Source organism: Streptomyces sp. NPDC001851, from assembly GCF_040297165.1.
Lineage (GTDB): Bacteria > Actinomycetota > Actinomycetes > Streptomycetales > Streptomycetaceae > Streptomyces.
Genome location: NZ_JBEOYR010000013.1, coordinates 21,095 through 44,655, shown reverse-complemented (window position 1 = coordinate 44,655; position 23,561 = coordinate 21,095). Strand labels below are relative to the sequence as shown.

Here is a 23,561-nt window from a genome sequence, read left to right as displayed (position 1 = left end):
GATCCGGGCGCTCCATTGGGCCGGGCACCCGGATCCTTTGTCGCTGTCAGTGGGCGGCAGTCACGACGGCCGACTCAGTAGTCGTCGTCATCGCCCCAGCCCCAGCCACCGTGGTCTCCTCCTCCGTGGTCGCCCCCGCCGCCGTAGTCGCCCCCGCCACCGTGGTCGCCCCCGCCACCGTGGTCGCCCCCGCCACCGTGGTCGCCCCCGCCACCGTGGTCGCCCCCGCCACCGTGGTCGCCCCCGCCGCCGTGGTCTCCGCCCCCGCCACCACCGTGGTTGTCGTAGGCGACGACATGGTCAGGGGCCGCAGCGGAGGCCGCGGTGGCGGCTCCGGCTCCGGCGGCGATGGCCAGGATCGGCGCCGAGCAGACCGCGATGGCCACTCTCTTGATGCGGGTGGTGTGCGCGCGCATGATGAACCCCTCTCCGAGGGTGCGGTTGATGTACGGCGGCCATGACGGGCCGTCAGCCTGCGCTGCGGAGCCTGCGCGTCGCTCCGCGCGTCGTCCCGCCGCCCGCGTTGCGCCCCGGCGGCGGATCGTCACTTCCGGTACAGAACGGACATGTGTGACGTTTGTTATTAAACTACGACGAGACTGCGACGAAGTCAAAGCGAGCCACGGCGCGGGGGGAAAGTGGGGCCCCGACCCAACTGGCCGTGCGGGCAAGCGGTTTCCGCAGCCATGGACGCAGGTGGACCGCGGGTCTACGCTCGGAGGACCGCTTCTCTGACTGAGTCAAGCATCCGGGGGCGAACATGACCGTCCAGGACGTCCGCGCCTTCAACCGCTTCTACACGGGCGTCATCGGCGCCCTCGACCACGGCCGCCACCTCTACGCCCCGTACACCCTCACCGAATCCCGCGTGCTGTACGAACTCGCCCAGGTCCCCCATCTGGACGCGGCCGACCTGCGCACCCTGCTCGGCCTGGACGCCGGGTACCTGAGCCGGATCCTGAACAGGTTCGAGGAGGCCGGGCTGATCGAGCGCGGCCCCTCCGAGAGCGATCCGCGCCGGCGGCGGGTGCGGCTCACCGCGCCGGGGCGGGAGGCCGCCGGGCTGCTGGACGAGCGGGCCCGGGACACGGTCGGGGCCCTGCTCGACACCGTGGCCCCGGCCGACCGGCCGCGGCTCGCGGAGGCCATGCGGACCATCCGGAACCTCCTCGGCGAGGGGCGCGCCCGCTGCGGCGAGGCGGAGCTGCGTGAACCGGCCCCGGGGGACCTCGGCTGGATCGTGCAGCGCAACGCCGCGCTGCACGCGGCCGAGTACGGCTGGAACGCCGGCTACGAGGCGCTGGTCGCCCGGATCGTCGCCGACTTCGCCGAGGACCACGACCCGCATCGGGAGCGGGTGTGGATCGCCGAGCAGGACGGGCGGCCGGTGGGCTGTGTGATGTGCGTACGGGACGACGCGCCCGGTACCGCGCGGCTGCGGCTGCTGCTCGTCGAGCCCGGGGCGCGCGGGCACGGCATCGGCGACCGGCTGGTGCGGGCGGTGATCGACTTCGCGCGCGGGGCCGGCTACCGCGACGTGGCGCTGTGGACCGTCGACGTGCTGAGCAGCGCCCGCCGCCTCTACCAGCGCCACGGCTTCGTCCTCGTCGCCGAGAAGCCCCACCGCTCCTTCGGCAAGGACCTGATCGGCCAGGACTGGCGGCTGGATCTGCGCGAACCGGGCGCATGACGAGTAGGGTCCGCCCCATGAAGCTGGCGTTCTCCACTCTCGGTGTCCCCGGTCTGCCCGTCCCGGAGGTCCTCGCGCTCGCGACCGCGCACGGCTACCACGGCGTCGAACTGCGCGCCCACCCGGAGGAGCCGGTGCACCCCGGTCTCTCCCCCGCCGAACGCGCCGAGACGGCCGCCCTGTTCAAGGCGGCCGGGGTCGAGGTGCTGGGCCTCGCCGGATACGCGCGCGTCGCCGCGCCCGGTGCGGACGCGCCCGTGCTGGCGGAGATCCGGGACCTCCTCCATCTCGCGCACGACCTGGGCGCGCCCTTCGTCCGGGTCTTCCCCGGCGCCGACCCCGGGCGCCCCGCCGAGGAGTCCGACGCGCTCGCCGCCCGGCGGCTCGGCACCGCGGCCGAGGACGCCGCCGCGCTCGGGGTCCGGATCCTGCTGGAGACCCACGACTCGCACCGCACCGGTGCCGCCGCGATCCGGATCCTCGGACCGGTCGGACACCGGCAGGTCGGCGCCCTGTGGGACGTGATGCACACCTGGCTGGGCGGCGAACAGCCCTCCGACACATTCGCCGCGCTCGCTCCGCACCTGGGGTATGTGCAGGTCAAGGACATCGCGTCGGCCGACGACACGGTGCCGCTGCCGCTGGGCTCGGGGGTGTTGCCGCTCACCGAGTGCGTGGATGTGCTCTTGCGGCACGGGTGGGACGGGTGGCTGTGCTGGGAGTACGAGAAGCGGTGGTACGAGGCTGCCGCCCCGCTCCCGGGCTTGCTGGCCGCGGGCCGGGAGCATGTGCTGCGCCTGCTGGGCGAGGCGGCCTAGTGCCCCGGCAGGCAACGTTTGCCCGCTGAAACGTTGCCTGCCGGGGCACTGGTCCGGCCGAGTGGCTCGCGCAATTCCCCCTGGCGTGGGACCAGTTGCTCCGATAGCTTCCGGCGCACATGTGTCTCACAACAGTCACCCAGGGGAGAGTGCGCATGCGCAAGGTGCTCAGATGGCTGCTGGCGCTCACGGTGTTCATAGGAACGCTGAGCGGCACAGCGGCCGGCGCGGCCACCGCCGCACGGTCCGGGCCCACCGACATCAAGGACCGGCTGCTGTCCATACCGGGCATGAGCCTGATCGAGGAGAAGCCGTACCCCGGCTACCGGTTCTTCGTCCTGGACTACACCCAGCCGATCGACCACCGGCACCCGGACCGCGGCACGTTCCAGCAGCGGATCACCGTACTGCACAAGGACGTCAGCCGGCCGACGGTCTTCTACACCAGCGGCTACAACGTCTCCACGGCCCCCTCGCGCCGCGAGCCCACCCAGATCGTGGACGGCAACCAGGTCTCCCTGGAGTACCGCTTCTTCACTCCGTCCCGCCCCGACCCCGCCGACTGGTCCAAGCTCGACATCTGGCAGGCGGCCAGCGACCAGCACCGGGTCTACGAGGCACTGAAGCCGGTCTACGGCGGCAACTGGCTGGCCACCGGCGGCTCCAAGGGCGGCATGACGGCGACGTACTACGAGCGGTTCTACCCGCGTGACATGGACGGCGTGGTGGCCTACGTCGCCCCCAACGACGTCGTCAACGACGAGGACTCCGCCTACGACCGCTTCTTCACCCGCGTCGGCACCAAGGAGTGCCGGGACCGGCTGAACGCCGTGCAGCGGGAGGCGTTGGTGCGCCGGAAGCCGCTGGAGCAGCGGTACGCGCGCCTCGCCGCCGACAAGGGCTACACCTTCGCCACCATCGGCGGACTGGACAGGGCGTACGAGGCGGTCGTCCTCGACTACGTGTGGGGCTTCTGGCAGTACAGCCTGCTGAAGGACTGCGACACCGTCCCGGCGGACGCGGCCACGGCGAGCGACGAGCAGATCTGGAACTCGGTCGACACCATCTCCGGCTTCTCCGCCTACACCGACCAGGGCCTCGCGCAGTTCACGCCGTACTACTACCAGGCGGGCACCCAGCTCGGCGCGCCGACCATCCACTTCCCGTACATCGAGCGGAAGTTGATCCGCTACGGCTACCAGCCGCCGCGCAACCTGGTGCCCCGCTCCATCCCGATGCGCTTCCAGCCGCACGCGATGCGGGACGTGGACACCTGGGTCCGGCACCACGCCGCGCACATGCTCTTCGTGTACGGCCAGAACGACCCCTGGGGTTCGGAGCGGTTCCGGCTCGGCCCGGGTGCGCGGGACGCGTACGTCTTCACGGCGCCCGGCATGAACCACGGTGCGAACGTGGCGGGTCTGGTCCCGGAGCAGAAGTCCCTGGCCACGGAGCGCATCCTGCAGTGGGCGGGCGTTTCCCCGGCGGACGTCGCCCGGGCCAAGCCGTTGGCGAAGCCGGACGCCGGGCTGGACGGCCGGGATGCCGAGCGCGAGCCCGCGCTGAGGCCGTAGCAAGAGGGTCACACCCGCCTGGCGCAGCCCACCGGACTGCTCCCGCCCAGCTGGACGTACAACGCCGTCGACGCCGGGCAGCCCTCGCGGGCCGGCGCCGCCTTGGTGATCCGGTACTGGGGCCGGTGTCCGCCGGAGCCGTCGCAGGGCGTCTCGCGGACCTGGCCCTCGCCGGAGGTGTACACGCAGTCGCCGGGGATCGTGCGCGGGCCGCCCCCGCCGCCGGGGTCGCCGGGGTGCGGGGGCTCCAGGTTGCGCATGCAGGCGTAGCCCTGGGGAATGGCGCCGTCGCCGTCCTCGTCGCCGGCCGCGGCCTGGGCGCTGACGTGCAGCACGAAGTCGGTCGTCGCCGGGCACGAGGGGCCGTCGCTCGCCGTGCCGTCGTAGCGGGCGACGACCCTGGCCGCCGCCCGCTCGCTGGTGCAGGGCACCTCGGTGAAGCTGGTCGTGCCGAAGGAGCTGCACTCGCCGACCGCGAGGAACTCGGCGCCGTAGCCGCTGGTCACGGCGGGGGTGGGGCGGGCGTCGCCGACGGGGGCGCCCGCCGGGGCCCGGCAGCCGGCCAGCAGGGCGGCCAGCAGCAGGCACGCGAGTCCCGAAGCACCCTTCCCCGGCATGGCAACCCCCCTGACACCCCGGTCCAGCGTGGCCCTTGGCGGCCTGGCCACGCCAGACATGCGGGCGGGTTTCCGCCCATTGGGGGTATTGCGCCCGGTGTGTGGCGTACGGCTAGTACGTCAGCCCGTGCCCGATCGGGTACAGCACCTGCGTGGGGTCGTCGGCCCGCTGCACCGGCACCGGCAGCCGGCCGCGCGGCGCCACGCGTCCGGCGATCACGCGTGCGGCGGCCCGCACCTCGACGTCCGTCCAGCCGTAGGACGCCAGGCATGCCTTGACGGACGGGAGGTGGGCCACGTCGTAGGGGTTGCGGACGGCCAGGGCCACCAGGGGGCCGCCGGTGGCCAGCAGGTGGTCCACCAGCGTCTGCTGGGCACTGCCCGCCGTCACGTTGTACGTCGCCACGATCACCGCGTCCGCGTCCCGCGCGGCCGCGACCGCCTGGGCGATGGTCGCGGCGGACGGCGAGGTGCCGGTGGACAGGGCCGTGGCGGTGAACCCCAGCTCGGTGAGGGCGTCCGCCAGCACGGCGGTCGGCGGGCCGGTGGTGCCGGAGGGGGAGGCCGGGTCCGCGCCGACGACGAGGAGGCGGCGCCCGGTCCGGGGGGCGAGGGGGAGCGTGCGGTCCTCGTTGACCAGCAGGGTGGTGGTGCGCTCGGCGATCCGGTCGGCGGCGGCCAGGTGCGCCTCGGTGCCCACCGTGCGCTCGATGCGGGTCCGGTCGGTGTGCGGGTCGTCGAGGAGACCGAGCCGGGCCTTCAGGCGCAGGATGCGCAGGATCGATTCGTCCAGCCGGGACTCGGTCAGCTCGCCGTCCTGGACGGCCTTCAGTACGGCGTTCCAGGCCACGTCGAGGTACGGCGGGTTGAGCAGCTGGTCGACGCCGGCCTTCAGCGCGAGCACCGGCACCCGGTCGTCGCCGTACTTGGTGCGGACGCCCTCCATGCCGAGGGAGTCGGTGATCACCACCCCGTCGTAGCCGAGTTCGCCGCGCAGGATGCCGGTGAGGACCGGGTGGGAGAGGGTGGCCGGGTCGCCGGAGTCGTCGAGGGCCGGGAACTGGATGTGCGCGGTCATGACGGAGTCGATGCCGGCAGCGATCGCCTCCCGGAACGGTACGGCGTCCAGTTTCTCCCACAGGTCCCGGCTGTGGGTGATGACCGGGAAGCCGGTGTGGCTGTCGACGGCGGTGTCGCCGTGGCCCGGGAAGTGCTTGGCGGTGGCCGCGACCCGGGACTCCTGATAGCCCCTCACCTCGGCGGCCACCAGCGCGGCGACCGCGTCCGGGTCGGCGCCGAACGACCGTACGCCGATGATCGGGTTGGCCGGGTTGACGTTGACGTCGGCGTCCGGGGAGTAGTCCTGGTTGATGCCCATCGCGCGCAGCTCGGCGCCGGAGATCCGGCCGAGGGTGTGCGCGTCCGAGCGGGAGCCCCCGGCGCCGATGGCCATCGCGCCCGGGAAGAGGGTGGCGGGCTTGCCGACCCGGCAGACCGCGCCGTGCTCCTGGTCGGTGGCGATGAGCACCGGCAGCCCGCGCGGCTGCTCCAGCGAGGCCCGCTGGATGCCGTTCGACAGGTCCGCGATCTGCCGCGGGTCACGGGTGTTGTGGGCCCAGGTGAAGTAGATGATCCCGCCGACCCGGTACTTCGCGATCAGCTCGGCGGCGGTGCGGACGCCGATCTCCTTGAGGTTGGCGTCGATGTCGGCCTGGTCGGGGGCGGTGGCGGAGTGGCCGTAGACCCGCATCACGAAGAGCTGGCCGACCTTCTCCTGAAGGGTCATCCGGGAGATCAGGGCGTGCAGCCGGCGGTCGTCACCGGGTGCGGCGGCGCGGGCGGTCGTCGGTACGGTCAGTGCGGCGGTGAGGCCCGCGGTGGCGGCGAGGACGGCGCGTCTGGACGGCCGTGCGGTGTTTCCCGTGCTTCCCGTGGTGTCGCTTCCCGTGCTGGTGTCGGGCACGTGCGCTCCTTCCAGAGGAGAACCGCTGAAGGAAACTTCCGAGGAGTCACCAATATCCGGGAAGTTTCTTTCCGTCAAGGGAATGCACAGTAACCGCAGAAGGGCCCCTCACCGGCGCAGGAGAGGGGGCGCGCCGTAGCCCGGACGGACCGTCGCGGTGGCGCCTGACCCGGGGGCGGGCGAGGCTGGGGCCGTCATGGCCCGAGCGAGGCTCGGCCCGGTCCGGGCGTCCGGCCCGCTGGAGGAGGTCGCATGCACGACCGGAAGCGCACGCCGATCTCCGAGCGGCTGCACCGCGCGCACGCCCTGGTGGCACGGCGCGGCTCCGCCGAGCCGAGGACCGAACACCGCATCGCCCTGGTGATGAACGGCGGCGTCAGTCTCGCCGTGTGGATGGGCGGCGTCACGCATGAACTGGACCTGCTCCGGCGGGCGTCCCGGAAGGACCCCGACCCCGTGAGCAGTGTCCCGCCGGAGGACCGCGAGGTCTTCCGGATCTGGCAGGAGGTGGCGGAGAACGCCGGGGCCGAGGTGAAGGTCGACATCGTCTCCGGCACGTCCGCGGGCGGCCTCAACGGCCTGCTGCTGGCCACGGCCATCGCCCGTGGAGCCCGGCTCGTGAACCTCCGCGACCTGTGGCTCAAGGTCGCCTCACTGGACAAGCTGTGCCGGACCGGGCGCCGGGCGGCCAGGAAGACCCTGCTCGACGGAAGCTGGTTCGAGGAAAAGGTGACGGAGGCCCTCGCCGGCCTGCTTCCGGGGCGGCAGCCGCGTCCGGAACCCGTCACCCTCTTCGTCACCGCCACCGCGCTGGACGGCCGTCACCGCGCCTACGAGGACAGCGCCGGCAGCGCCTTCGACGTGCGCGACCACCGCCGCATGTACCGGTTCCGCAGCGAGCCCGAGACGTTCGCCTATGTGGAGAAGGGGGCCGGGTGGGAGGTCGAGGAGCTGAAGTCCGCCTGCGGTGACTTCGCCGGCACCAACGACGAGGTCCTGGCCAGGGCCGCGCGCGCCACGGCCGGCTATCCGGTCGCCTTCCAGCCGGTCAGCGAGCATCCCCTCCTCGGCTACCGGGTCCACCCGGACACACGGCTCGACGCCCCCGCGAGCTGCGTGATGGACGGTGGTGTCCTCGACAACGCCCCGTTCACCCCCGTGCTCGACGAGATCACCGAACGCCGCGGCGGCCCGGCCGAGCGTGTCCTCATGTTCGTGGTGCCCTCCGGCGGAGTACTGGGCGACGAGGCGGTCAAGAACCAGCGGTGCCCCGACATCGGCATCCTGACGGCGGCCTGGAGCGCGCTCAACTACCCCCAGGAGGTCGACTTCCGTTCGGGGATCGACGACGTGCAGCTCCGCCTGGAGCTCAGCGGCCCGAGATCCCAGGACGAGCTGCTGGAGCGGCTTCTCCACCCCGGCCGGGGCCACGAGGAGGAGGACGGCATGCGGAAGGCGGCGGAGGCGCTGTACGCCGAGTACCGCAGGGGCCGGGTCATGGCCGTGCGCCGGCGGCTCGCCGTCACCAATGCGCGGGTGACGGCGCTGAGAACCGCCGAGGTGCCCGACGAGCCGACCCTGCAGAAGATCCTTGAGGCGGACCTGCTGTGGCTGCCGCCCGCCGACACGACGAGCCTCGGCGAGCCCGGCCTCCAGGAGTGGCGCTGGGGCCTCATCCCCGCCGAACGCCTGCTGCAGGGGCTGCTGTTCCAGCTCCACCGGCTGCTCGACGCGGCACGCGCGGCCGGGGACCGGACGCGGGAGGACGGGGCCGGCGCCGCGATCCGGTTCGTCAACGACAGCCTGCTGAAGGTCATCGCCGTCAACGAGGCCGTACGCGACAGGACGCGATGGGACGAGTGCCCGCCGGACCCCTGGGAGGAGGCGCAGAGGCTCGACAAGGTGTACACGGATCTCTCGGTCCCGGCGCAGACCGGGCAGCTGGTGCGCGAGGCCGCGGGCCGCTTCCTGGAGACGGCGCACGCGGACGGGCGTTACGAGCGGTGGGAGCGGCCGGAGGACGTGGTGGCCGCCATGCTCGTGGTGGAGGTCCTCACCCAGGCCTTCGCTCCTCCCGCGCGGGCCATGGAGAAACTCTCCCCCGTGTTCCGGTTCCTGCGGCTCGGCCCGGACGACATGGGTCCCCTGTTCGACGAGGACTGGTCGGTGGACCTGGGCGGCAAGAAGCTGTACGGGCTGCGCTGCTACCACTTCGCCGCGTTCCTGAGCAGGAAATGGCGCCACTACGACTTCACCTGGGGCCGGCTCGACGCCGCGCACCACCTGCTCGGCCTCCTCACGGGACAGCCGGACGGCGGGGAGACCGAACGACGGCTCCACGAGGCGATCCTGCGCGCGGAGACCCCGCCCGGCAAGGGCGACCCGGTCGAGTACATGAGGGCTCGCCTGAGGGAACTCATGGCCATGACCGACGGCGAGATCCTGGTGCACGGGCTGCCCGCCAGGACGGTGCGTCATCTGCTGCGCCCGCTGGGCCGCTGGCGGCTCCTGGGCTACGTGCTGGTCCGGGGATACCTGTGGCGCGCGAGATGGCGGTGCCGGCGCCGGTGAGACGGGCCCGCGTACCCCCGGGACCCGGCTACGACGTTCCCGGCGGGCCGCTCGTCAGCACAGGATCCAGCCCGAGTCGACCGACCCGCGCGATCCCACCGAGCCCTTGACCCACACGCAGCGGCGGCCGGCGTGGACCGTCACCGGGCCCGCGAGCTGCCGGTAGCTCCCCTTGTCGACGACCGGGCGGCCGCCCCGGGCCTGGACGCTGACGGACATCGTCTGGGTTCTGCCCGGGTTCCGGGCGACGGTGACGGCGCAGACGTAGCCGTCCCGCTTGTAGACGTGGGTGACCCCGCTGCTGAACTGCCGCGTCCACACCTCGTGCCCGGAGCAGCCACTGGCCGTGCCCGCCTGGGCGGTGCCGGATGTCACGAAGCCGAGCACTCCGGTCGCGGCCAGCACCGCCGCGCCGAGCGCCAGGCGCCGGCGTATCCCACCACTGTCCACTGTCGTCCTCCCCGTATGTGGTCGTGCACCCCCGATTGCCGTACGGATGTACGGACGCACGACGTATGTCGGATGGTTGCACGACCGTCAGCACCACACGTCGACAGGGTCCTCGGAACGACCTCAGCGGGACGCGGTGACCGGCTCCTCCGGTTCGGGGCGGCCCACGAAGGTGCGCCAGAGTGCGGCGTACCGGCCGTCGCGGGCGAGGAGTTCGTCGTGGGTGCCGTCCTCCGCGACCCGGCCGTGGTCCAGCACCACGACCCGGTCCGCGCGGGCCGCCGTGGTCAGGCGGTGGGCGACCACCAGCGTGGTACGGCGGCCGGCCAGGCGGTCGGTGGCCTGGTTGACCTGGGCCTCGGTGGCCAGGTCCAGGGCGGCCGTGGCCTCGTCCAGCAGCAGGATGTCGGGGTCGACGAGCTCGGCCCGGGCGAGCGCGATCAGCTGGCGCTGGCCGGCCGAGAGGTTGCGGCCGCGCTCGGCGACCTCGTGCAGATAGCCGCCGTCCAGCGTGGCGATCATGTCGTGGGCGCCGACCGCCCGCGCCGCCGCCTCCACCTCGGCGTCGGTGGCGTCGGGACGGCCGTAGGCGATGGCGTCCCGGATCGTGCCCGGGAAGAGGTAGGCCTCCTGCGGGACCACCCCGAGGCGGTGCCGGTACGCGGTCAGGTCCAGGGCGCGCAGATCCATGCCGTCGACCGTGACCCGCCCCGCGGTGGGGTCGTAGAAGCGCGCGACGAGCTTGACGAGGGTCGACTTGCCGGCGCCGGTCTCGCCGACGAAGGCCACCGTCTGCCCGGCGGGGATCGTCAGGTCGATGCCGGTCAGCGCCGCGTCGGTCCCCTCGGCGGCGCCGTATGCGAAGTGCACGTCCTCGAAGGCGATCTCACCGCGCAGGGACGGCACCTCAAGGGGCTCGTCCGCCGGCTTCGTGGACGTCGGCTCGCGCAGCAGCTCCTGGATGCGGCCCAGGGAGACCGTGGCCTGCTGGTAGCCGTCGAAGACCTGGGAGAGCTGCTGGACCGGGGCGAAGAACAGGTCGATGTAGAGCAGGTACGCGACCAGGGCGCCGGTCGTCAGCGTGGCCGCCTCGATCCGGTGCGCGCCGACGATCAGCACACTCGCCGCCGCCACCGAGGACAGCAGCTGCACGAACGGGAAGTAGACCGATATCAGCCACTGGCCGCGTATGCGGGCGCGCCGGTAGCTGTCGCTGCGCTCGGTGAACCGCCGCCCGCCGTCCCGTTCGCGCCGGAAGGCCTGCACGATCCGCAGCCCGGCGACCGACTCCTGCAGGTCGGCGTTGACGGAGGAGACGCGTTCCCGGGCGAGTTCGTACGCCTTCACGCTCGCCCGGCGGAAGAAGAAGGTCGCGACGATCAGCGGGGGCAGCGTCGCGAAGACCACGAGGGCGAGCTGGAGGTCGAGGACCAGCAGGGCGGCCATGATGCCGAAGAAGGTGACGACCGAGACGAACGCCGTGACCAGGCCGGTCTGCAGGAAGGTCGACAGGGCGTCGACGTCCGTCGTCATCCGGGTCATGATCCGGCCGGTCAGCTCGCGCTCGTAGTAGTCGAGCCCGAGCCGCTGGAGCTGCGCGAAGATCTTCAGCCGCAGCGCGTACAGCACCCGCTCGCCGGTACGGCCGGTCATCCTGGTCTCGCCGATCTGCGCGGCCCACTGCACCAGCACGGTCAGCAGCGCGACCAGCGAGGCCGCCCACACCGCGCCGAGCGCCATCTTGCTCACACCCGAGTCGATGCCGTGCCGGATCAGCACCGGCAGCAGCAGGCCCGCGCCCGCGTCCACGGCGACCAGCAGCAGGCTGAGCAGGAGGGGCGCGCCGAAGCCGTGCAGCAGGCGGCGCAGGCCGTAGGAGTCCTCGCGGCGGACCGCCCGGGCCTCGTCGACGTCCGGGGTGTCGGTGGCCGGCGGCAGCGCCTCCACCTGGGCGAGGAGTTCCGGGGTGGCGGGGGTGCCGCTGAGCGCCTGGTCCCTGGGGGTGCGGTCGCCGGTCCACAGCCTGGGTGTGACGCCCCGCTCGGCGTCGAACTCGGCGTCCAGCTCCTCACGGACGGAGGTGTCCTCGGGGGGCAGGGCGGGCTCGGCGTGCCCCGGCGAGACCCCGCCCAGCTCGTCCGGGTCGGTGAGCAGTCGCCGGTACAGCGCGGACCGCTGCTGGAGTTCCTCGTGGGTGCCGAGGTCGGCGAGCCGGCCGCCGTCGAGCACGGCGATGCGGTCGGCGAGGTTGAGGGTGGAGCGGCGGTGGGCGATGAGCAGCGTGGTACGGCCCTCCATGACGTGCCTGAGGGCCTCGTGGATCTCGTGCTCCACGCGGGCGTCGACGGCGGAGGTGGCGTCGTCGAGGACGAGGAGCCGCGGGTCGGTGAGCAGGGCGCGGGCGAGCGCGATGCGCTGGCGCTGGCCGCCGGAGAGGGTCAGGCCCTGCTCGCCGACCTTGGTGTCGTAGCCCTCGGGAAGCTCGGCGATGAAACGATCGGCCTGGGCGGCGCGGGCGGCGGCCTCGATCTGCTCCCGGGTGGCGTCCGGGCGGCCGTAGGCGATGTTGTTGCGCACGGTGTCCGAGAAGAGGAAGGAGTCCTCGGGGACGAGCCCGATGGCGGCCCTGAGTGAATCGAGGGTCAGCTCGCGGACGTCGTGGCCGCCGATCAGGACGGCGCCGTGGGTGACGTCGTAGAAGCGCGGGAGCAGCAGGGAGAGGGTGGACTTGCCGGAGCCGGAGGAGCCGACGACGGCCAAGGTCTCGCCGGGCCGGATCTCGAAGCTCAGCCCGTCCAGCACCGGGCGCTCGTGGTCGTACCCGAAGGACACGTCGTCGAACTCGACGGTCGCGGGCGCGTCGGCGGGCAGTGTCCTGGTGCCGTCCCGCATCGTCGGCTCGGTGTCGATCAGCTCCAGGACGCGCTCGGTGCCGGCCCGGGCCTGCTGGCCGACGGTGAGGACCACCGCGAGCATGCGCACCGGGCCGACCAGCTGGGCGAGATAGCTGGAGAAGGCGACGAACGTGCCGAGCGTGATGTGCCCGCGCACGGCCAGCCAGCCGCCGAGGGCCAGCATGGCGACCTGGCCGAGTGCGGGCACGGCCTGCAGGGCGGGGGTGTACCTGCTGTTCAGCCGGATGGTGCGCAGCCGTCCGGCGAAGAGCCGGCGGCCGACCTCCCGGAGCTTCCCGGTCTCCTGCTCCTCCTGCCCGAAGCCCTTCACCACGCGTACGCCGCTGACGGCGCCGTCGACCACGCCCGCGACGGCGGCGGCCTGGGCCTGGGCGTACCAGGTGGCGGGGTGGAGCCTGCTGCGGCTGCGTTTGGCGATCCCGTACAGGGCCGGTGCCACGGCCAGGGCGACCAGGGTCAGCGGCAGCGACAGCCAGGCCATGATCATCAGGGAGATCAGGAAGAGCAGGACGTTCCCGAGCGTCATCGGGAGCATGAAGAGCAGGCCCTGGATCAGCTGGAGGTCGCTGGTGGCCCGGCCGACCACCTGCCCCGTGGACAGCTCGTCCTGGCGGCGGCCGTCGAGGCGGGTGATCGTGCCGTACATCTCGGTCCGCAGGTCGTGCTGGACGTCGAGGGCGAGCCGGCCGCCGTAGTAGCGGCGGATGTAGGCGAGGACGTAGACGAGCAGGGCGGCGGCTATGAGGGCGCCGGCCCAGGGGCCCATCGAGCGGGTGTGGTTCCCGATGACGTCATCGATGATCACCTTGGTGATCAGCGGGACCACGGCCATGACGGCCATGCCGGCGAGGGACGAGCCGAGGGCGAGGACGACGTCCTTCGGATACCGCCAGGCGTATGCCGCCAGACGTCGTGCCCATCCCCGTTGCGCTGCCACGCCGGTGCCTTCCCGTTGTCCTGGTCTGCCGGAAGACACCAACGCGGATGGGGGCCGATTTCATCCCGCCGCAACAATTGCCGGGTGCGGTTCGCCCGCGGGTGCCGGTCCGTCGCGGCTGCTCGCGGGTACGGTTCTCAGCCCTGCGGCGGCACCGCGACGAACGCCTCGCTGGGCTCGCTGGTCGGGGTGTACACGGCCGTGCCGGGCGTGGTCGGCACCAGGTCCCTGTGGATGACCTTGGCGACGTTCTGGATGGTGGTGACGCCGTAGTCCATGGTGCTGTCGTCCTGCGTCAGCACCGAGATCATGTAGTCGTGGCCGGCGCCGTTGAAGGTGCCGAGGCTGTGCACCCGCCAGCCGTGCGTCGCGCGCTGCAGCCAGCCGTTCTTGACGTGCACGGAGACCGTGGACGGCGCGCCGGCCGGGGTGCCCCAGCGCTGGTCGGAGACCACCTGGCTCATCAGCTTCAGGATGTAGGCGCGGGCGTTGTCGCTCAGCACGCTGTTCCTGGCGGTGAGGAGCCCCAGCAGCTTCTGCTCGTCGGTGACGTTCTCCTGGGTCAGGCCCCAGTAGCCGTCAGCGCCCGGCACCGTCCTGGTCATCCCGGCGGCGGCCAGGAAGCCCTTGATCTTCGTCGTGCCCAGCTGCTTCCACAGCGCGGTCGTCGCGTCGTTGTCCGACTGGGTGATCATGGCCTTGGCGAGCGAGGTCTCCCGGTCGGTCAGGTACCGGTTGTGCTTCTTGGCGTCCCACAGCAGCGTGGCGAGCACGGTGACCTTGACGGTGCTGGCCGAGTCGTAGGAGCTGGTGGCGCGCAGGGTGCAGGTGGTGCTGGTGCTGCGGTCGTACAGGCCGATGGCGACCGTGCCCCTGCGGTTCGCGAGGGCGGCCGTGATGTCCTTCTGCAGCGTGGCGGCGAGGCCCGCCTTGGCCGACGTACAGCTGACGGCGGGCGTGGTCGCGGCGGCCGGGACGGCGGCGGCCACGGTGGGTATGAGCACGCCGGCGCCGACGGCTGCCGTCAGCACTCTGGCGCGTCGGCTCATGCGGTGGATCATGGAGGGTCCCCCTGGGAACGTCGTGTGGGCGCGATACCGGCGCCTGTGGGGTTGACTCACCGGGGCGGCCGGAAGTTGTACGCATGTTCCCAGGACGGGGGTTCCAACGGGCGGGCGGGGGGTGACGATTCGCCTCCTGGGGCACCGCGTCCCCCCGAACCACTCGGACCACACCAGGAGTTGGAGATCGCTGCGCGGACCGGACCGCCGCGCGGGACGCCGAGGCTGCTGGGCGTCTCCGGGCGGCGGACGAGGGAACGCCGTCCTCAGGCCGGGCGCGGGATGTACGCCAGCCCGTGCGCTCCCGGTTCGCCGTGACTGGCGATGTGCAGCCGGGTCAGGGTGTGCAGCGTCTCCAGGTCGATCACGTGGACGGTGGAGGAGACGACGCAGGCCACATAGGCGAGCCGGCCGTCAGGGGAGGACCGGATGGTCAACGGCATCGGTCCCACCTCGACTTCCCCGAGGCGTTCGCGGGTGGCGGCCGAGAACACGGTGAGGCGGCCCGGCACCTGGCGGCCGGAGCCGGGCTGTGTGCGTACCTCGCCGGTGAGCAGTGCGCCCGTCGAGGTCAGGTGCACCGGCATGACGACGTGCTCCGTCGGCAGGACGGCGGTCACGGACAGCGTGCCGGTGTCGATCACCCGGATGCCGGGCGTCCGGCCCTCGGCGGCACCGGCGTACGGGGCGGCGACGAAGACGTGCGCGCCGTCGGCGGAGACGGCGAGCCCCTCGCTGCCCGGCACCGCCACCTTCCCGGTGAGCGCGCCGCGTTCGAGGTCGACCACCGACACGAACGGCGCCTCCTTGTTGGCGGCGTAGCCCGTCCGCCCCGTCGGATCGACGGCGAACCAGTGCGGTCCGGGTGCACCGGTGCCGATCCTGCCCACGGGCCGGCGGGTGGCGGTGTCGATCACCACGACGCCGCCGGGCCGGTCCGCCGCTCCCTCCACGCTGACGTGGAGACGGCCGCGTGCCGCGTCCAGGGCCAGCCCGTGCGGGGCGTGTTCGGGGGCCAGGTCGACGACCTCCACGATCCGGCGGGTGTCGGGATCGATGGCGGTCAGCTCGGTGCTGCGGCCGGTGTTGGCGTGGTAGGCGCCCGAGCGGTACGTGCTGCTGCACCACAGCAGCCGCTGCGCCGGGTCGAAGCACAACTCATGGGGTTGGGCCGGGACTTCGGTCGTACCGAGGTGCCGGTCGCAGGAGGCGTCGTAGAACGCGACCGCCGGCCCGCTCTGGCTGGCCACGGCCAGCACATCGCCTTCTCGTCCGGCACGGGGTGACTGCTGACGCACAGGTGAGTGCACGGGTGACTCCTCGTCACTGGGCTCATCCGGATTGCGTGGACACCTCCACCCTCCGCACCGGGGAATTCCGCGGCAATGCAAAGATCGGCAAGCGATCATTGCCTCGGACGTGAGAACGCAGCTCAGGAACGGTCATGGATCTCAATCTGCTGCGCGCCCTGGACGCCTTGCTCCAGGAGAACAGCGTGACCCGCGCCGCCGAGCGGCTCGGCACCTCGCCCGCGGCGGCCAGCCGTACCCTGGCCCGGCTCCGCCGTGCCGTCGGTGATCCGCTGCTGGTCCGCGCGGGCCAGCGGATGGTGCCGACGCCGCGGGCGCTGGAACTCCGCGAGAAGGTGGCCGCGTTGCTGCGCGGCTGCGACGACGTCCTCCGGCCGGGGGCCGGTTTCGAGCCGGTGCACCTGCGGCGCACGTTCACGGTGCAGGCCACCGACCTGCTGCTGACGGGGCTGGCCGGAACCCTGACCGACCGGGTCCACGCGGAGGCCCCGCACGTGGACGTGGTCTTCCTGCCGGAGGCAGTGGAGGGCGGCCCCGCGCTGCGGCAGGGGCTGGTCGACGTCGAACTGGGCGTCCTGGACCATCTGGATCCCGAGATCCGGACCCGGCAGCTCAGGCGCGCGCACCTGGTCGGTGTCGCGCGCAGCGGTCATCCCCTCTTCAACGGGCGGATCGACGCCCGCCGTTTCGCCGCGGCCGACCACATCGGCGTCTCCCGGCTCGGCAGGCGCACCGGCCCGATCGACCGCGCGCTCGCGGACCTCGGACTGCGGCGCCGGACCGCGGTGGTCGTGCCCGGTTACACGGCCGCGCTGATGCTGGCCCGGGACACCGACCTCGTCGCGCTCACCCTGCCCGACTGGCTCCCCGGCACCATCGCCGCGCTGGGCCTGCGCACCTTCCCGATCCCCCTGGACCTGGCGCCCCTGGACCTCGGGATGGCCTGGCACCCCCGCAACGCGGCCGACCCGGGCCACCGCTGGTTCCGCGACCATCTGGCGGCCGCGGTCCTGGCACCGGCCGGGAACCCCTGACGTACGGCGAACGTCCGCGGCTCCGCCCCTACCCCTGTGTGAGGGCGCGCCCGCCCGACTTACGCCCGCCCGCGGCGCGCCCGCTCGACACCGCGTCGGCCAGTTCCCACGGTCTCCGGGGTCGTACGGACCCCGGGGACGCCGAAGGACTCCGCCAGGCGACGTAGTCGGGGCGGGTCAGCATCGACTAGAGCGCACCGCCGACGGTCCACGGTCGGAGGCCGCGCCTGTCCCGCGTCGCACCGTGTGCTGGATCACCGCGGCTCGATCTCCCCCATCCACATACGACGCCCCAGCTCGTCAAGCTCGGCGCGGCGTTCCTCGTACTCCGGCAACGCGAGCCTCACCAGCCGCCAGAATCCCGCTCCGTGCCCCGACACCTTCACATGCGCCAATTCGTGCACGATGACGTAGTCGACCAGGTGCATGGGCAGTTGGAAGAGCGGCCACCCCAGGCTCATCCGTCCCTGCCCACTGGCCTCGTCGCCCGGCTGGTACGCACCCCACTTCTGCCCCAGGTCCCGCACATCCAGCTCTGGCTCGCCCACGGCCATGCGGGCGGCCCAGGGTTGAAGCCGGTTACCGGCCCAGGCCCGTCCCGCACGGCAGTACCAGTCGACGAGCGCCGTACGCCCTTCCGCAGCGTCCTCGGTGTGCTTGCGGGCGATGACCAGCCGCCCCGCGATCAGTCGGACCCTGCCGTCTCCCGGCGTGCTGTCCGACACGGCCAGGCGGTACGTTCGCCCTAGGTAGCGGAAGACCTCACCCTCCGACAGCCGCTTGGCGGGATTCAGTGGGCGAGTCCGCTCCCGCTGACCGAGCTTCGCGACCACCCACTCCCTATGTGCCCGTACGAAGCCCTCGGCCTCCACCGTCGGACGCCCTTCGGGAACATGCAGCGTCAGGGTCGCGTCCGGCTCCACGGTGAGCGCGAACCTCTTCCTGCGGGCACTCGCGCGCACGCGCAGGGAGAGACCGTCGACGGAGACCCAGTCACCATCGACAGCTGTCCGGTCCTGGCGTTTCTCGGCGAGCGCGGTCACGCGCTCTATTCTCCCCTGGCCCGAGCCAGGAACTGCTGCCGGTTGTTCTCCGCGTAGGCGGCGAGCCGTTGGGAGATGCTGGTGATCGGCCCCCAGTCGGGGGTCGCGGGCCTGAGTCCACCACGGATCAGCTGTGTCTTGATCCCATTCGCGAGCAGGTTGATGTCCTGGTGCTGCCCTTGGTAAGAGGCCTTGGACATCACGCTCGCCGCCGTATCGCACACGGCGACGACCAGAGAGCGCGTGTCCCGCCCGCCTCCCTCGACACCCAGGTTGTCCTCCAGCAGCTGGTCCAGGAGCCGGTGGACGCGTTGTTCCAGCGGGCTGAGGCCGGCAAGTGCCGGGTCCTCCTCGTCCTCCTGACGAGCTTGCTCGATGAGCGTTTCGAACTCCTCCACCTGCTCCTCGAAGCGGCCGGGCATCTGCTTGAGGATCTCCTCCAGTCGCTCGGAGAGCCTGTCGTACTTCTCCGGGTCCTCCCTCCTGACCCGTTCTTCCAGGTGGAACCGGAGGGCGTGCCCCATCTCGGCTGCGGCCTCGCGCGGGGGCAGCTCGCGCACCATGTCGTCGAAGGCGGGCGAGGTGAGGGACACAGGAGGGATGACCTGCTCGATCTTGGGCCCCTCCAGGTGGTCGGCGATCATCGCCCGAACCTTCCGGCCGTACCGGCGCAGGGTGAACGTCCCGCCCGTGTCGTCCCGGTACAGCCGCCGGATGCGCTTCTGCAGCATTCCCCAACGCCGGGCGTCGGCCAGGTAGTCCAGCGCGTCCTCGTGCGGCAGCACTCGCTCCAGGACGGCCAGGAACTCGTGGAACACCTCGTCGAAGCCGAGGCGCACCGTCTCGTCCTCGAAGGCCAGCACGGCGCCGCGCAGCCGGGCGAGGTCGGTGAGGTCCGCGTCCACGACACCGTGTCCGCTCAGGTAGGTGCGCACCCTGTCGGCTGCGGGCCCCAGGTCTCCGACCTCCTCGGAGAGACTGAGCATGGTGTCGTCGACGTCGGCCTGCCGGTAGTCGGCGAGCGCGCTGGAGAGGTGCTCGAAGACTCCGTAGTAGTCGACGACGTAGCCGACCTCCTTGCCCGGCGCGGGCCGGTTGACCCGGGCGACGGCCTGGAGCAGCTCGGCGTCACGGATCGGCCGGTCGAGATAGAGCACCTGCTCGCGCGGGGCGTCGAATCCGGTGAGCAGCATCGACTTCACGATCAGGAAGGCGATGGGGCTCTCCGGGTGCACCGGGTCGGGGATGTCGGCCTTCGAAGGTCCCTGGGGCGGTTCCGGCTCCCCGGTGGGCGTGTCGGACCAGGGGGTGTCGGCCCCGAGACCGTCCTCCGGAATGTCCGGCTCGGGCGCGTTGAAGGGAGTGAAGGCGACCCAGTCCGGCTCGGGCGGCAGATGCGGGAACGCCTCGTGGAAGCGTTCGATGTAAGCCTTCTGCCGGTTCGGATCGGTCCAGTGAAGCCACTTGCGGCGCTTGCGCTCCGCGCCCGGGGAGATGACGGGTACGAAGTCGATGCGACGGAGGAGCTCCCGGTACTCGTAGGCCTGGTAGAGGTAGCGAAGACGCTGGGGCAGCTCCTTGACCGGTATCCCCTGAACTGACTCCGGTTTGAAGTCGGCGAGATCCGCGAGGAGTTGGTCACGCGCTCGACGCAGAGCATGGTGATACTCGACGGCGGCTTTCCGGCTGACGGCCGCGATCTGGGCCTTGAACCCGCCACCGGGCAGCACCCAGCACACCCAGTGCTCCAGCATGTCCTCGGCCTTCTTGCAGATCATCGGCCAGGACTCGGCTACGTCACGCTCGGTGGGCCAGCGCTTGAGCAGGGCGGCACGCTCTTCGTCACTGCGATCGCGGATCAAGTCCTCGAAGGAGCGGTCCAGGCCGTCCTTGTCCTGGACCTTGCCCTCGCCGGTGCGCCCCTCGTAGCGGATGCGGACGACGACGCCGTCGCGTTCGGCGTCCTCCATCCGGTACTCGTCCAGGAAGCCCTTGTCCGGGCCGCCGCTGAAGATACGGCGGGTGTCGGACTCCTCGCCGGTGATGATGGGCGTACCCGTGAACCCGATCTTCGCGGCGTTCGGGATGGCCTTTCGCAGAGCGGCGTGCAGGACACTGGTGTGCGAGCGGTGGGCCTCGTCCACGAGCACGAGGATGTCGGGCGAGGTGTTGCACTCAGGAAAGTTCGGGACCGGCGGCGGGCTCTTGCGACGCTTGCCCTTCCTGGCCTGCTCGGCGGCCTTGTACTCGCCGGCGAGATCCCGGTCGTCACCGTCGCCCTCCGCCTCGGCTGCGAAGGTGAACCCGCCACCGTACTTCTGGATCATGGCGAAGACGACGCGCCGTCCACCGTCCCTCAGCAGCCCTTCCATCTGGGTGCGGGTCTCGGCCGTCTCGACGTCCGACTCGCTCAGTTTCAGGGTTTCGGAGAGCTGGTCCTGCAACTGCGTACGGTCGGTGACGATCACGACCGTGAACTCGCTGAGCTTCGGGTGCAGATGGACCCGACGCACCAGGAAGGTCATCGTCAGGCTCTTGCCGGAGCCCTGCGTGTGCCAGATGACACCGCCGCGCTCGTCGTCGAGGACCGGGCCGCCGCGCGGGCGGCCGGTGAGCAGCTTCCGTATGGCCTTCTCCGCGGCCCTGTACTGCTGGTGGCGGGCGACCACCTTGACGGTCCGCACGGCGCCGGAGTCGGTCTCGACAGGCAGCGGGATGACGTAGTGCCGAACGAAGTTGAGCAGGGCGGCGGGCCGCAGGACGACGCCGATCAGCTTGTGCTGCTCGGTCAGCTTGCCCGTGTGACCGGGCAGCTCGGTCCGAAGCGTGCTCTCGCTCTCCGGGGCGACGCTGCGCCACGGATAGTAGTGGTCGGGCGTGGACGTGACGGTTCCGAGGTGAGCGGTCTCGCCGGTCGCGGCGACCAGCAACTGCACGGTACGGAACAGCTCCGGTACGCCGCCGGGGAGCGGGAGGTCGGTCCCGGCGCGTTCGTCGTCCTCGATCGGGTCGCCGGCGTAGTGCCGCAGGTCGAGGATGGCGCTGCGTACGGGGTCGGCGAGATCGGGGCTCTTGCACTCGACGGCGACGAGGGGGATGCCGTTCACGAAGAGGACGACATCGAGTATCGACACGTCACCAGAACGGTTCTTGACGCGGAGCTGGTCGACGACAGTGAAGTCGTTGAGCCCAACGTGATCTGGGTGCCACTCGATGTACTGCACGGTGGCGGAGGCGCCGCCGTGCGCGGCGGAGGGCCCGGTGAGGACGTATCCGCTGAGCAGCAGGTCGGTGGCGTCGAAGTTGGCTTGCGCGATGCCCTGCCCGAGCGGGACGGACGCCAGCTCCGCGATGGAGCGGGCGACATCGGAGTCGTCCATCCACGGTTCGCGGTCCGTCGCCCGGACGTTGATACGCCGAAGCGCGTCCTTGAGCGTGTCAACGAGGAGCGGTGTGCCGATGTCGAGTGTGCCGACGTCAGTACCGGGGACGTGCGTCCAGCCCATCGCCGTCAGCTGCTGCACGAACGGCCGCTCCACCTCGTCCCGCTCGACCTGTACTGCCATGCGTCGCGCCTTCCCCCACGTTGCCTACCCACCCCAGGTGATCCATTCTGCGCCTTGGGCGGGCGGGGGCGGTAGGGATCCGGCCTAGCGGGGGTGGGGCACTTCCGCGTGAGGACCCCACCCTGTGCGAGGGACGGCGGCGTTGCCAGGGGTCAGTCTTCCGGTACGGGGCTCTCGACGTCGTCAGAAACGTCGATGTCGTCGAGACCCTCGTACGCGGGTGGAAGGAGGCGGGCACCCCGGCTCTCCGCGATACGGCAGACGTCGCGGAGAGCCTCGACCATCCGAGATGCCAGGAAGTGGAGTTGCGCGGCAGTGGTCTTGCGGTCGGCGAGCATGTCGGTGGCGTGATCAAGGAGGTCAGCCGCCATGCCAAGTTGCACGGTCTCGATCGTGTCGGCGACGCGAGAGAGGTAACCGGTCCCGTCACCTACGAGGAAACAGGGCTTGCCCTCCGAGCCGGCCCAGGGCAGCAGGCGCGAGCTACTCATGCCCTGAGCACCGGTGACGCCGCTCTTCACTTGGTGACCTCCGTGCCTGCCGCGTGCATGCCGACCGACCCCATGCCGATCCCGAACAAGGCGACCGTCGCCGACGCCATCGGGGGCCGGTAACCGGTGTGATGGATGGTCGGTCCGTTGGCGTACGGGGATTCGGTATAAGAGGAGTCGAGGCACCGGCACGGCCGATCGACGGCAGCGGAGACAGCGCTTGGGCGCGCGCCTTGGGACGAGCGGCCCATGATCCGGAGCAGCGGCTTGAAGAGACGGGCGCTACGGTGACTCATGTCGTCAACTTCCGTGAGTTCGTTGATGGCCACGCCCCCGGACCGGTCGCGCGATCGCGGGGGTATCGCGTTCTGTAGCGATGCACTCACAGAGTGAGACGGAGGAGGCTAGGCTCGCCAGGGGGTTGGGTGTGACCAGCAATTTGTCACAAGGGAGTTGGCCGTGAGCACCACGTACGGTGACTGGCTCAAGCAGCAGCGCGAGGCGGCGGGACTGACGCAACAGCAACTGGCCGACATGGCGGTCATGACCCGTTCCCACATCGCCCACATCGAGGCGGGGCGTCGCACTCCTTCGAAGGAGGACGCTCGACGCCTGGACAGGGCTCTGAACACGGGGGATGTGCTGAGTAGTTTCCTGCCACAGGACGACGCAGCGATGGAAGACTACTTCGAAGCAGCCAGGCAACTCGAACAGCAGGCCACGGCGATCCGGGAGTTCGCACCCACCTTCGTACCTGGCATCTTGCAGACGGAGAGGTACGCCCGCGCCCTGCTGAGTGTTGGATACCCCCCTGCGAGTGACGAGGAATGTGACAGGCTCGTCGTCACACGCCTTGAGCGCTCGAAGATCCTCGCCAGCCCGGTGACGCCCGTCGTGTGGGCGCTGTTAGACGAGGCCGTGCTGCGGCGCCCCGTCGGCGGCCCGGCAGTAATGGCAGAACAGATCATGCACGTTGTCCGCCTGACGGAGAACAGGCGAGTACGCACACACGTGATTCCGTACAGCGTCGGCGCCTATCAGATCCTGAACAGCACACTGACGCTCATGTGGTTCGAGGACCAACCTCCGGTGGCGTACTCCGAGGGACTACAGATCGGCAAGGTTCATGACTCCCCCGCCGTCGTCGAACGGCTTCAGGGCGCCTACCATCTCGCACTGAGCGACGCGTTGCCGCTACAAGAGTCACTTGCCCTGTTGCGGGCGACAGCGAAGGACTATGGACACCATGACTGAGCACACCATCCCGAGTGCAGGCACACGGAGCAGCTGGCGCAAGTCGTCCTACAGCGGAACCGAGGCCAACAGCTGCCTCGAAGTCCTCGACGGATACCCCTCGGGCGTTCCCATCCGCGACTCCAAGGTTCCGCAGGGCCCAGCACTGATCTTCTCTGCCACCGACTGGTCAGTGTTCGTCACAGCCATCAAGGACGGCGAATTCAACACCTGAGGGCTGGCGACGGCGCCCCTTCCGTGTAAAGGCCGCTGTCACGTTTCCCAGTT

General features: G+C 71.2%; 18 protein-coding genes. 7 read left to right on the top strand and 11 right to left on the bottom strand.

The genetic code is table 11. The features are described from left to right. Positions 1-74: 74 nt before the first annotated feature. Complete coding sequence (locus ABT171_RS20310) at positions 75-416, bottom strand: hypothetical protein (RefSeq protein WP_351245655.1); 342 nt, start codon at positions 414-416, stop codon at positions 75-77. Between the two features lie 344 nt (positions 417-760). Between ABT171_RS20310 and ABT171_RS20305 the strand changes: the two genes are divergently transcribed. The 3 genes from ABT171_RS20305 to ABT171_RS20295 all read left to right on the top strand — a co-directional run bounded on the left by ABT171_RS20305 (position 761) and on the right by ABT171_RS20295 (position 4,082). Next, on the top strand, positions 761-1,690 hold the full coding sequence (locus ABT171_RS20305; RefSeq protein WP_351245653.1) for a bifunctional helix-turn-helix transcriptional regulator/GNAT family N-acetyltransferase: 930 nt from the start codon (positions 761-763) through the stop codon (positions 1,688-1,690). Positions 1,691-1,707: 17 nt separating this feature from the next. Next, positions 1,708-2,508, top strand: coding sequence for a sugar phosphate isomerase/epimerase family protein (locus ABT171_RS20300; protein ID WP_351245651.1), 801 nt, complete (start codon positions 1,708-1,710; stop codon positions 2,506-2,508). 155 nt (positions 2,509-2,663) lie between these two features. Further along, the gene (locus tag ABT171_RS20295; protein ID WP_351245649.1) at positions 2,664-4,082 is read left to right on the top strand and encodes a serine protease; all 1,419 of its coding nucleotides are present in this window, start codon (positions 2,664-2,666) and stop codon (positions 4,080-4,082) included. A gap of 8 nt (positions 4,083-4,090) precedes the next feature. Here ABT171_RS20295 and ABT171_RS20290 read toward each other — a convergent pair whose 3' ends face one another. Both ABT171_RS20290 and ABT171_RS20285 read right to left on the bottom strand, forming a co-directional pair. Then, the gene (locus ABT171_RS20290; RefSeq protein WP_351245647.1) at positions 4,091-4,699 is read right to left on the bottom strand and encodes a hypothetical protein; all 609 of its coding nucleotides are present in this window, start codon (positions 4,697-4,699) and stop codon (positions 4,091-4,093) included. A gap of 112 nt (positions 4,700-4,811) precedes the next feature. Beyond that, complete coding sequence (locus ABT171_RS20285) at positions 4,812-6,662, bottom strand: glycoside hydrolase family 3 protein (protein WP_351245645.1); 1,851 nt, start codon at positions 6,660-6,662, stop codon at positions 4,812-4,814. A gap of 252 nt (positions 6,663-6,914) precedes the next feature. On the opposite strand from ABT171_RS20285, the gene ABT171_RS20280 reads away from it, so the two are divergent. Beyond that, complete coding sequence (locus ABT171_RS20280) at positions 6,915-9,233, top strand: DUF3376 domain-containing protein (RefSeq protein WP_351245643.1); 2,319 nt, start codon at positions 6,915-6,917, stop codon at positions 9,231-9,233. 54 nt (positions 9,234-9,287) lie between these two features. On the opposite strand, the gene ABT171_RS20275 is transcribed toward ABT171_RS20280, so the two are convergent. The 4 genes from ABT171_RS20275 to ABT171_RS20260 all read right to left on the bottom strand — a co-directional run bounded on the left by ABT171_RS20275 (position 9,288) and on the right by ABT171_RS20260 (position 15,906). Further along, on the bottom strand, positions 9,288-9,683 hold the full coding sequence (locus ABT171_RS20275; protein ID WP_351245641.1) for a hypothetical protein: 396 nt from the start codon (positions 9,681-9,683) through the stop codon (positions 9,288-9,290). A gap of 123 nt (positions 9,684-9,806) precedes the next feature. Further along, positions 9,807-13,535, bottom strand: a complete 3,729-nt coding sequence (locus tag ABT171_RS20270) for an ABC transporter ATP-binding protein (protein WP_351245639.1) — start codon at positions 13,533-13,535, stop codon at positions 9,807-9,809. A 137-nt stretch (positions 13,536-13,672) separates the two neighbouring features. Continuing rightward, positions 13,673-14,596, bottom strand: coding sequence for a serine hydrolase (locus tag ABT171_RS20265; RefSeq protein ID WP_351245637.1), 924 nt, complete (start codon positions 14,594-14,596; stop codon positions 13,673-13,675). 266 nt (positions 14,597-14,862) lie between these two features. Then, positions 14,863-15,906, bottom strand: a complete 1,044-nt coding sequence (locus ABT171_RS20260) for a YncE family protein (protein WP_351245635.1) — start codon at positions 15,904-15,906, stop codon at positions 14,863-14,865. Positions 15,907-16,040: 134 nt separating this feature from the next. Between ABT171_RS20260 and ABT171_RS20255 the strand changes: the two genes are divergently transcribed. Then, positions 16,041-16,940 carry a LysR family transcriptional regulator gene (locus ABT171_RS20255; protein WP_351245634.1) on the top strand — a complete coding sequence of 300 codons (900 nt, stop codon included), beginning with the start codon at positions 16,041-16,043 and terminating at the stop codon, positions 16,938-16,940. A gap of 254 nt (positions 16,941-17,194) precedes the next feature. On the opposite strand, the gene ABT171_RS20250 is transcribed toward ABT171_RS20255, so the two are convergent. From ABT171_RS20250 to ABT171_RS20235, 4 genes are all read right to left on the bottom strand, one after another. Further along, positions 17,195-17,983: a M48 family metallopeptidase gene (locus tag ABT171_RS20250; RefSeq protein ID WP_351245632.1), complete on the bottom strand. Its 789-nt coding sequence runs from the start codon at positions 17,981-17,983 to the stop codon at positions 17,195-17,197. 5 nt (positions 17,984-17,988) lie between these two features. After that, the gene (locus ABT171_RS20245; RefSeq protein ID WP_351245630.1) at positions 17,989-21,549 is read right to left on the bottom strand and encodes a type I restriction endonuclease subunit R; all 3,561 of its coding nucleotides are present in this window, start codon (positions 21,547-21,549) and stop codon (positions 17,989-17,991) included. Between the two features lie 152 nt (positions 21,550-21,701). After that, on the bottom strand, positions 21,702-22,040 hold the full coding sequence (locus ABT171_RS20240; protein WP_351246001.1) for a hypothetical protein: 339 nt from the start codon (positions 22,038-22,040) through the stop codon (positions 21,702-21,704). 26 nt (positions 22,041-22,066) lie between these two features. Then, entirely contained in the window at positions 22,067-22,369 is a 303-nt protein-coding gene (locus ABT171_RS20235; RefSeq protein ID WP_351245628.1) for a hypothetical protein, read from the bottom strand. Positions 22,370-22,499: 130 nt separating this feature from the next. Between ABT171_RS20235 and ABT171_RS20230 the strand changes: the two genes are divergently transcribed. Next, positions 22,500-23,294, top strand: a complete 795-nt coding sequence (locus ABT171_RS20230; protein WP_351245626.1) for a helix-turn-helix domain-containing protein — start codon at positions 22,500-22,502, stop codon at positions 23,292-23,294. Then, positions 23,287-23,508 (top strand): DUF397 domain-containing protein, encoded by a 222-nt coding sequence (locus tag ABT171_RS20225; RefSeq protein WP_351245624.1) that lies wholly within the window; start codon positions 23,287-23,289, stop codon positions 23,506-23,508. Before ABT171_RS20230 ends, ABT171_RS20225 begins: the two co-directional genes overlap by 8 nt. Positions 23,509-23,561: the final 53 nt, after the last annotated feature.

Coding starts and splice junctions, on each gene's coding strand:
- ABT171_RS20265 (WP_351245637.1), bottom strand. CDS start 14,596: ATGATCCACCGCATGAGCCGACGCGCCAGAGTGCTGACGGCAGCCGTC.
- ABT171_RS20240 (WP_351246001.1), bottom strand. CDS start 22,040: ATGAGTAGCTCGCGCCTGCTGCCCTGGGCCGGCTCGGAGGGCAAGCCC.
- ABT171_RS20280 (WP_351245643.1), top strand. CDS start 6,915: ATGCACGACCGGAAGCGCACGCCGATCTCCGAGCGGCTGCACCGCGCG.
- ABT171_RS20290 (WP_351245647.1), bottom strand. CDS start 4,699: ATGCCGGGGAAGGGTGCTTCGGGACTCGCGTGCCTGCTGCTGGCCGCC.
- ABT171_RS20300 (WP_351245651.1), top strand. CDS start 1,708: ATGAAGCTGGCGTTCTCCACTCTCGGTGTCCCCGGTCTGCCCGTCCCG.
- ABT171_RS20295 (WP_351245649.1), top strand. CDS start 2,664: ATGCGCAAGGTGCTCAGATGGCTGCTGGCGCTCACGGTGTTCATAGGA.
- ABT171_RS20245 (WP_351245630.1), bottom strand. CDS start 21,549: ATGGCAGTACAGGTCGAGCGGGACGAGGTGGAGCGGCCGTTCGTGCAG.
- ABT171_RS20255 (WP_351245634.1), top strand. CDS start 16,041: ATGGATCTCAATCTGCTGCGCGCCCTGGACGCCTTGCTCCAGGAGAAC.
- ABT171_RS20305 (WP_351245653.1), top strand. CDS start 761: ATGACCGTCCAGGACGTCCGCGCCTTCAACCGCTTCTACACGGGCGTC.
- ABT171_RS20225 (WP_351245624.1), top strand. CDS start 23,287: ATGACTGAGCACACCATCCCGAGTGCAGGCACACGGAGCAGCTGGCGC.
- ABT171_RS20310 (WP_351245655.1), bottom strand. CDS start 416: ATGCGCGCGCACACCACCCGCATCAAGAGAGTGGCCATCGCGGTCTGC.